Source organism: Parafrankia sp. BMG5.11 (assembly GCF_004337455.1).
This window is the reverse complement of record NZ_SJXI01000180.1, coordinates 1-1,688: the sequence shown is the minus strand read 5'-3', so window position 1 is coordinate 1,688 and position 1,688 is coordinate 1. Positions and strand designations below refer to the sequence as shown.

General features: G+C 65.6%; 1 protein-coding gene. It reads left to right on the top strand.

The genetic code is table 11. From position 1 onward, the window contains the following. Window positions 1-1,631 (top strand): hypothetical protein (locus E0504_RS49395; protein ID WP_207974744.1); only part of this gene is annotated, 1,631 nt, incomplete at its 5' end. Between the last annotated feature and the right edge of the window lie 57 nt (window positions 1,632-1,688).

The following is a 1,688-nucleotide window of genomic DNA, read 5'->3' as shown; positions in this document are numbered from 1 at the left end:
GACCGGAGCTGACGATGACGCTACCCCGCACCGTCGCCGACGTCCTGGCCCATCACGTGAGCTTCGAGGTGGAGTGCATCGACCGGATGTACCTCAACGTCTATGTGCCCCAGCTCCAGTTCCCTCTCGGCCTGGTCGGGTTCCTCCGCCGCCGGCTCGGGATGCGAGTCGCCTCCACCGCCCCGCTGGCGTCGATCACCGAGGGTTTCGTGACCGCGGTCCGGCGGTTCGCCGCCGACCACGACATCCCGATCGTCGACTTCGTGAAGGGGCAACGGAAGGACGACGTGATGCACGAACGGCTCAAGGACTTCACCGGCACCCAGGGGGTGGTGTTCATCGGTCGGGCGCAGGAGAAGACTCCGCTGTTCCGTACGGAAAAGCGCCGCGACGCAGAGGGGAAGACATACCCGTGGATCGTGAAGACCACCGGGGTCGTCAACCACTTCTACTTCTACTGCGTCGACGACGACTTCGGCCCGTTCTTCCTCAAGTTCTGCTCCTACTTCCCCTACAACGCCAAGCTGTGCCTGAACGGGAACCACTGGGCGCAGCGGCAGGCGACCAAGTCCGGGATCGCCTTCACCCCGATGGACAACGCGTTCGCCGCGGTCGAGGACCCGGCCGGCCTTCAGACGATCTGTGACCGGCTCGGCCCGGCCGAGATCGATGGGCTGCTCCGCAAGTGGTTGGACATCCTGCCGCACCCGTTCACCCCCGACGACCGCGACGCCGGCTACCACTACGACCTCTCGATCCTGCAAGCCGAGTTCTCCCTGACCCAGACTCTCGACCGGCCCCTGTCCGGAAGGATCTTCTTCGAGCAGGTCATCCGGGACAACCTTGACATCGGCCGCCCCGACCAGGTCAGCCTGGTCTTCGACCGGTCCCTGCGCCGGACCGGCCCACGAGCCACCCCGAGCCGGTTCCGAACCCGAATTATCACCAACGGCGTCACCCCAAGCCTGCACGTCGACTACAAACACGCCACGATCAAGCAGTACCACAAAGAAGGGAAAGCGCTACGCACCGAGACCACCATCAACGACACCCGCGACTTCGGGATCGGGAAAAGGCTGATCAACCTGCCGGCGTTACGGCGGGTCGGCTTCCACGCCAACCGACGTCTGCTCGACGTCCAGACCATCAGCCACGATCCCACCGACGGCGACACCGCGTTCGCGGCCATCACCGATCCGGTCATCACCGAGACCGGACGACGGGTCGCCGGTATGCGGTTCACCGACCACCACGTCCAAGCCCTCTTGTCTGCAATCCTCGTCTTCCGTCTGCTGCCACACGGTTTCACCAACCGTGACCTACGCGAGTATCTCGCGCCGCTGCTCGGCCGCGACCCGAGCACCATCACCAGCGGACAGATGAGCTACGACCTACGCCGACTCCGCCTCCACGGCCTGATCGAACGCGTTCCCGGGACTCACCGCTACCAGATCACCCCCGCCGGGCAGCGCCACGCCCTGTTCCTCACCCGCGTCCACAACCGGGTACTACGCACCGGCATAGCCGAACTCGTCGACCGCCACAGCGACCCCCCGCCGCTACGCCGAGCAGCCGACGCCTACGACACCGCCATCAACGAACTCATCCACCACGCCGGACTCGCAGCCTGACCCGCGCGCCCCGAACTTGACCCATCCTTCGCGGCTTCGCCCGCCCAAGCCTTCTAG